We start from the raw sequence: 7,384 nt of genomic DNA, 5'->3' as shown, positions 1-7,384 counted from the left end.
GGCTGACCGGCATTGGCAGCAGGATAGCGGATTTCGGTTTTCAAACGGCCATTGTGTCCGCATCCTGTGAGCCACAAAAGGGACAACTGGGCTGCAATAAGACAGCTTGGTAAACCTTCTGCTTATAGCCGTTAGCCAAACGGCAGAAATAATCTTCAAAAACAATGTTTTGATCTTTAATATCAAGAGCAAATTTAATATAATTATTAAAAGAGGACATAATTCAAACCTTCTATAAAATATTGGGTGAAGTTAATATTTTATTACAAGAAGCAAGAGGAAGATGTCCTCCTTTTTTATGCAATAAAAAACCTATTAACAGCTTACCACATGGATAAGTCATCAACAGGATAAATTATAGAGCCACTTAAATAATATAGTCGAGTTAATAACTCGGCTATTTTTATGCACAAAAATCGATAGATAATGAAATGATATGAAACATAAACTGAATGTAAAACAACAAAAGTTTTGTGATGAGTTCAATTAGGAGTAGCAATGCAGCAAAAACCCGTTTCAGCTATTGGGGGAATGTTCTGTTGAAAATGAAAACCTTAAAAAACCAAAACGTTTTTCCTTAAAGCAAATTTAGTCTAAAGTAAAGGCTTAAAAAAAGTTGTAGTACACAGAATAGTATTGCAGATTATTTTAGTAACTTAAATGAAGGGTTAAGATTCATACTTTTTTGAGCTCTAGTAAAATTGCCAATAAACTCATCAATCGCTGTGTGCTTTAAATAGTAATAGCATAATTGTTTATAACCAATATTCTCCACTTATATCACGATTGAGTTTATCAAGTATATAGACTCCAATTAAAACTCTTTTTTGATTTTCTGAACAACTTTCAAAGGACTTATCATCCCTCTAAATTACCGATGTATCAACGCCTTTTACTATGAAACTATTCTATTAGCTAAATATCTAAGATTAGCCCACTTGCACGTCTGCTTAAAAATATGAAGTCTAATATGAAGTTTTTTAGCTCATTTTGAGCTAGTTTCAGAAAACTTGAAAAAACAAAAATGCCTTTATACCAGCGTTTAAGCCATCTGATATAAAGGCAAAATCTTCTTTATCGGGAAAACAGGATTCGAACCTGCGACCTCTACGTCCCGAACGTAGCGCTCTACCAAGCTGAGCTATTTCCCGTTTATTAAAAAAACTCACCGCTTTTGGTGAGTCTTTTTTCTAGAGCGGAAGACGGGATTCGAACCCGCGACCCCCACCATGGCAAGGTGATGTTCTACCACTGAACTACTTCCGCAAGACAAATATCATTATAGCAAACCAATCTCATTTTGCAACCTTTTTTAGTAAAATAAATCCGTAAAATAAGTATTTTAACGGGAAAGCTTGCCTTTTGAGAGTTTCTAAAACATAATTGCTAGTAAAAGGTAGTATTCTGTTATACACAAATATGAAATCATATCACTGTCAGATAAAAAGGAGGGTTACAGAATTGCAAAAAGAACTGGAAAAACTTGTTAATTTAGATTCTGGTAAAATCACTTTTGATGATAGTCAAATCGACTATATGTTGCAAAATATCGGAAACCTTGACCCACATCTTCGTGATGATGTTGTTTATACGCTTTTTGCTCGTGGCTTTTTTGAAAATTCATTTACTTCAAAGCAGAAAGCAAAAATTTTTGCCAATTTTATCAATTCAAAAAATCTGTTTAAGGGCATCGATCAGCCAGAAAACGATTTAATTTTTCTCAGAACATTCAGTGCATTACTGGGTTCCCTAATTTTAGATGACGATAAAAAGCATTCAATTTTAAATGCGACCGAACGAAAAACTCTTTTTAACTGGAGTATTTCCTATTTGAAGGAAGAAAAAGATTTCCGCGGTTATGTTAAAGATAAAGGCTGGGCTCACAGCGTTGCTCATGGTAGCGACTTTTTAGGCTCTACTTTAAGTCATCCAGATTTTACAACAAATAATACTGCTGATATTTTTGCCATAATTGAAACGGTCTTTCAAAATATGCAAGGACCGTTTATTGATGATGAGGAGCAACGGTTAGCTTTTGCCTGTTTTGAAGGCGTTCATTTCGGTAAAATACCGACTGCTGAGTTTAATTCGTTTATTAACTGCTATAACGAAAAAATTTATCAGCAGCTCGCAGAAAATGATCGCATCAGCTGGTATCGATTAAGTTCCTGGCTCAAATTACTTCAAAACTGGTATTTTTATTTTTCAAACCAGTCTGTTAAAGATAATCTACTTTCGAAAATAACTGCCTATAACGAAAAAATGGGTTATACATTGTAGGAAAACTAAAAAAGAATCCCTAAAGAAGGATTCTTTTTTAGTAGTGTCATTAGCTTTGCTATAGTGCTAGCAAAACGATTAATTATTATTTGCTCTTTTTCTTCAAGTCTTCCTTGACTTCCCGATCAATATCTTCAACCTTTTCAGGACGCATTGTTGGGAATAAAAGCACATCCCTGATTGCAGGTGCATCTGTCAAAAGCATTACCAATCTATCGATTCCGATGCCCAAACCACCTGTTGGTGGCATGCCGTACTCCATAGCACGCAAATAATCTTCATCAATCATATCAGCTTCATCGTTTCCGGCTTCACGTTCTGCCATTTGCGCTTCAAAACGTTCACGCTGGTCATCTGGATCATTTAATTCAGAAAAGGCATTACCATATTCTTCGCCCATGATGTAGATTTCAAAACGATCAGTGAAGCGTGGATCATCGGCATTTTTCTTAGCCAATGGTGAAATTTCAACTGGATGACCATAAACAAATGTTGGGTCAACAATTGTTTCTTCACAATACTTCTCAAAGAAAGCATTGATGATATGACCCACTTTCCAGAAGCTTTCAACCTTAATATCGTGGTCTTCAGCAATTTTTGTAGCTTCTTCAACGCTCATCTTTTGCCAAAAATCAACACCAGTCTTCTCTTTAATCATATCTACCATATGAACGCGGCGGAAAGGCTTACCCAAATCAATGTTTGTACCCTGATAAGTAACTTTACCATCTTCTGATACAACTTTGGCAGCTGCACGAATGATTCCTTCTGCTTCATCCATAACATCATGGAAATCCCAGTAAGCACAGTAAGTCTCAAGTTCAGTAAATTCAGGGTTATGGTGAGTATCAAGGCCTTCATTTCTGAATACCCGACCAATTTCGTAAACTCTTTCCATATCACCGACAATCAGACGTTTTAAAGGTAATTCCAAAGCAATTCTCATGTACAAGTCAATATCTAAAGCGTTGTGATGAGTAATAAATGGCCGTGCTTCGGCACCACCTGGAATATTGTGCAGAACGGGAGTTTCAACTTCCAAAAAGTCCTTACTATTCAAATAATCACGGATAGCTTGGATAATTTTAGTCCGATTTACAAAACGCTCGTAACTTTCACGGTTAGTAATTAAATCAAGATAACGTTGACGATATATTTGTTCAACGTCTTTTAAACCATGATATTTTTCAGGCAATGGCCGTAAAGCCTTAGATAAAAAGGTAACATGAGTTGCGCGAATCGTTAACTCACCGGTATCAGTTTTCATAACTTCACCGTCAATGCCTAAGAAATCACCAATATCGGACTTCTTAAAGATCTTATAATTGTCTTCACCGACAATGTCCTTACGAACATAAATCTGTATTTTGCCTGTCCGATCATAGAGATCCGCAAAACCGACTTTACCTTTACCCCTTTTAGCCAGCATTCTGCCAGCAATTTTGGTCTTAGGCAATTCTTTATTTAGCTCGTCTTTATCATCTTGAGAATATTTTTCATTCAAAGACCGCGCTAAGTCTTGCCGATCGAACTTTCTCATTCCAAAAGGTTCGATGCCATTTTCTCTTAATTCGTCTAATTTTTGGCGTCGAACGATTAATTGGTCATTCATTTCATTTTTAGCCAATTACATTTCCTCCATTATTAATTAACTTCACTTCTGACAGCCCTTTGTTTTTGCCTTTTTTCATAATCATCAACGAAATTGTCAAGCAAATCATAAACTTCTTGTGCCGTCCAAACCTCATTTATTTTAGCACGAGTACGTGCAGAACGGGGAACTCCCTTTAAATAGTAGGCTGCTTGCTGGCGAAATTCAGGAACTGCAATCTTTTCCCCTTTTAATTCAACTAAACCTTTTAATTGGTGTTTAGCTGTAGCAACCTTTTCACGGACAGTCTGCGGTTTGAGTTTCTCACCGGTTTCTAAATAGTGCACCATATTTTTAACTATCCAGGGATTGCCCAAGGCTGCCCGACCTATCATAACTGCAGTTGATCCAATCTCATCCAAAGCTTTTTTAGCTAATTCCGGCGTCGTTATATCACCGTTAGCCACAAAAGGAATGTCAAGCACTTGAGCTACATCGTGCAACGTTTCCCAATCAGCTTCTCCCATGTACATTTGCTTACGGGTTCTGCCATGCATTGCGATCATGCTGGCACCGGCTTCCTGAGCAGCTAAAGCATTTTCTACTGCAAAAATATGCTTGCGATCCCAGCCAATGCGCATTTTGACAGAAACTGGTTTTTGCACATTTTGGACAACTTTATGTACCATTTGGTAAATTTTATTAGAATCAAGCAGCCATTTAGATCCCGCATCTGTTTTCGTTACTTTAGGAACCGGACATCCCATATTAATATCAATAATATCAGCAGCAGTATGTTGGTCAATATATTGTGCTGCTTCAAGTAAAGTATCTTCAGTACCACCAAATATTTGAATACTCATAGGATGTTCTTGCGGGTCAACCTTCATCATTGACATAGTTTTCTTATTACGATAAATAATGCCATGATCTGAAATCATTTCACAGACAACTAAACCAGCCCCAAATTCTTTACAAATCATTCTAAAGGCAGAATTTGACACTCCAGCCATTGGCGCCACCACAACACGATTGGGAATAGTTATATCACGAATTTTCCAACTGTTATCCACTAAATCACCCTTTCAAAACACCATAATATCTTAACAAAAAGGATTCTATAAGCAAAATTCATGGTACTTTTCGTAACAAAAAGTTAACCCTTAATATCTATATAAATCTTTAATTACTTTTCGATAAAAAATTTTCCAGGTGCAACTCTATTATAATAACGCAAAAACGGTTTTTGGCTAGCTTCATCAACTGAAATGTTAATTACACCAGCATTTTGTATTTCACCAACCAAAGTTATTTTGGGGATGCCTAAAACATTCTGAACCAATGAACGTGAAGCTGTTCCGTGAAAGACTAATAAAACTGACTCGTCTTTGTGATTATTGATTAAGTCATGCCAGAAATCCATTAATCTATCTGCCAAATGTTGGTAAGTTTCTCCTGAACAATAATCACTATAATTTTCTTTAAAATAGCCTAATTCATCAAATACTTGCGGATATTTAGCAATTATATCATGTACATCTTGACCATCCCAGTTGCCGTAATTCATTTCAGATAATCTGTCATCAACAATAATTTCATGCTTGCCATGGTTTAAAATTTCTGCAGTTTCACGGGCTCTTTTTAAAGGGCTGCTATATACACAATCAATTTTATTAATGTCAAAACTGTCTCTTAAGTTTTCTGCCTGTTTTTTACCTTTTTCATTCAGTGGTAGATTTGTTCCTGACCCGTTAATACCAAAAGTTTTATTAGTATCTGTTTGGCCGTGACGAACAATATACACATTCAGCATTTATTTTTCTCCTTTTCTTTTCATTCATCTCTTTCATTATAGCAAAATTGGTACTGACCGCATCTTTAATCTTAAAAAACCTATGAACTATAATGCTATTTGGTTGAAACTTGAGTCAGTCTTTTTTAAGATTAACAACTTCATCATAATATTTCAATTCCGCAAAACGGTGTACAACACTAATTATTGTGACATTAGGCAAATATTTCTTTATCATTCGGTAAACAATAGCAATAGTATTTTCATCTAAATTACTAGTAAATTCATCTAACAGTAATATTTGCGGTTTCGAGATGATTGCCCTTAAAAATAAAATTTTTTGTTTTTCGCCACCAGAAATTTTATTTTTAAAATCTCCAGGTGTTTTGACCGTCAAGTCCTTTTCAGTATGAATTAACGTATTTAAATTGATTTCTTCAATCAATTTAAATACTTCTTCAATTGCAACTTTATTATTTGGATAACAAATATTTGCCATAATTGAGCGGTTAAATAATTGAGCACTCTGAGGTAAATATAATAATTTCGGCTGCTTGGCAAAAGGCAAAATAATTTGTCCGGATTGTGGTTGATAGAAACCAGTTAAAAGTTTAAGCAGCGTACTTTTACCAGTTCCATTTGGTCCTGCTAATGCAGTCATTTTACCTTTTTTAAATTCTAAATCCAAATTTTGGAAAACGTCTTGCTTATTTTTATAGGAATAGCTGATTTGCTTAAAAGCAATTGTTTTTGCATTTTGATCAAACTTAAAAGCTGACAAATTTTTAGCCGCATTTTTCCCGTATTCCAGTTCAGTCAGTCCTGAACGAATTCTGTTTAAAAATTCTTCAATTGCTAAATACTGGGTGCCAAAACCAGATAAATTAACAATAGAGTATAAGAGAATTAGGATTAAAGAGAGTGCTTGATTTTCTTTAGTACCAATTAAAAATTGCCCTAAAACCGTAATAATACATGCCAAAATCACAATTAAAAATTGCTGAAACAGAGAAGCCTCGTTAGTAATTTTTTGAACTTTGATAAAAGTGTTTTGTTCATCATTCAAGATTTTATCCATATTCTGTTCTTCAAAGTCTTTAGAATTAGTTGCTAAAATCGTTTCTATGTTACTGTAATAATCAATGATATATTCATTGACTTTTGAAGCACTTTTCAATGATGCCGCAACATTATCCCTATTTTTTCGCGCCATCCACACCGAAATCAACATATAACTAACAAAGAAAAATAAATATAAAAAACCCACAAAGATATTTTGTATACTTAGCATTATTGTGTACATAATAAGCATAACAGACATTTGCACTACAACTCCTAGTCCGGATTGCTCCAACTCTCGACATGCAAATGAAACATCTTTAATGTAGCTTTGAACCTTTCCCACTGGTTTATCAGAAAAGTAGCTAAAAGGCTTATTAACAACTGACTCCCATAAAATTTGTTTAGAAAACTTTCTTACAGCCTGAATAAATGAATTATTACAACTATTTATTAACGGCATCATCATCAAAGAGACAGCCAGGGCGAGTACTAATAATATTTGACAATTTGTGCTTAAATGGGCCTGAAATAATTCAGTAATCAAATACGGTTGTGCAAAATACACGGCATAGGCAAGAAAAAGAAACACGCAAAAAAGTGCTATTTTTGGTATTCCAATTCTATTAATTACCTGTCGTAGATATTTCCCAACCAATTTT

5 protein-coding genes, 2 tRNA genes and 1 pseudogene are annotated in these 7,384 nt (G+C 34.9%); 1 reads left to right on the top strand and 7 read right to left on the bottom strand.

Translation table 11 applies throughout. From position 1 onward, the window contains the following. From H3U49_RS04720 to H3U49_RS04710, 3 genes and pseudogenes are all read right to left on the bottom strand, one after another. Positions 1-220 (bottom strand): annotated as a pseudogene (locus H3U49_RS04720) (ISL3 family transposase); the annotation flags it as partial. Between the two features lie 857 nt (positions 221-1,077). After that, positions 1,078-1,151, bottom strand: a tRNA-Pro gene (locus H3U49_RS04715). 43 nt (positions 1,152-1,194) lie between these two features. Continuing rightward, positions 1,195-1,266: transfer RNA gene (locus H3U49_RS04710), tRNA-Gly, on the bottom strand. 195 nt (positions 1,267-1,461) lie between these two features. Here H3U49_RS04710 and H3U49_RS04705 point away from each other — a divergent pair. Continuing rightward, entirely contained in the window at positions 1,462-2,280 is an 819-nt protein-coding gene (locus tag H3U49_RS04705; protein ID WP_045928463.1) for a DUF2785 domain-containing protein, read from the top strand. A gap of 85 nt (positions 2,281-2,365) precedes the next feature. Here H3U49_RS04705 and lysS read toward each other — a convergent pair whose 3' ends face one another. The 4 genes from lysS to H3U49_RS04685 form a co-directional block, all read right to left on the bottom strand. After that, complete coding sequence (lysS, locus tag H3U49_RS04700; RefSeq protein ID WP_198180066.1) at positions 2,366-3,907, bottom strand: lysine--tRNA ligase; 1,542 nt, start codon at positions 3,905-3,907, stop codon at positions 2,366-2,368. A gap of 17 nt (positions 3,908-3,924) precedes the next feature. Continuing rightward, positions 3,925-4,944, bottom strand: a complete 1,020-nt coding sequence (dusB, locus tag H3U49_RS04695; RefSeq protein WP_198180064.1) for a tRNA dihydrouridine synthase DusB — start codon at positions 4,942-4,944, stop codon at positions 3,925-3,927. A gap of 113 nt (positions 4,945-5,057) precedes the next feature. Then, positions 5,058-5,684 carry a histidine phosphatase family protein gene (locus tag H3U49_RS04690; protein WP_052726889.1) on the bottom strand — a complete coding sequence of 209 codons (627 nt, stop codon included), beginning with the start codon at positions 5,682-5,684 and terminating at the stop codon, positions 5,058-5,060. Positions 5,685-5,799: 115 nt separating this feature from the next. Next, positions 5,800-7,314 (bottom strand): ABC transporter ATP-binding protein, encoded by a 1,515-nt coding sequence (locus tag H3U49_RS04685; protein ID WP_198215879.1) that lies wholly within the window; start codon positions 7,312-7,314, stop codon positions 5,800-5,802. Positions 7,315-7,384: the final 70 nt, after the last annotated feature.

The sequence above is a fragment of the Lactobacillus sp. W8174 genome (genome assembly GCF_016100975.1).
Taxonomy (GTDB): domain Bacteria; phylum Bacillota; class Bacilli; order Lactobacillales; family Lactobacillaceae; genus Lactobacillus; species Lactobacillus juensis.
The sequence above is the reverse complement of the archived record's forward strand: the minus strand, read 5'-3'. Positions and strand labels throughout refer to the sequence as shown.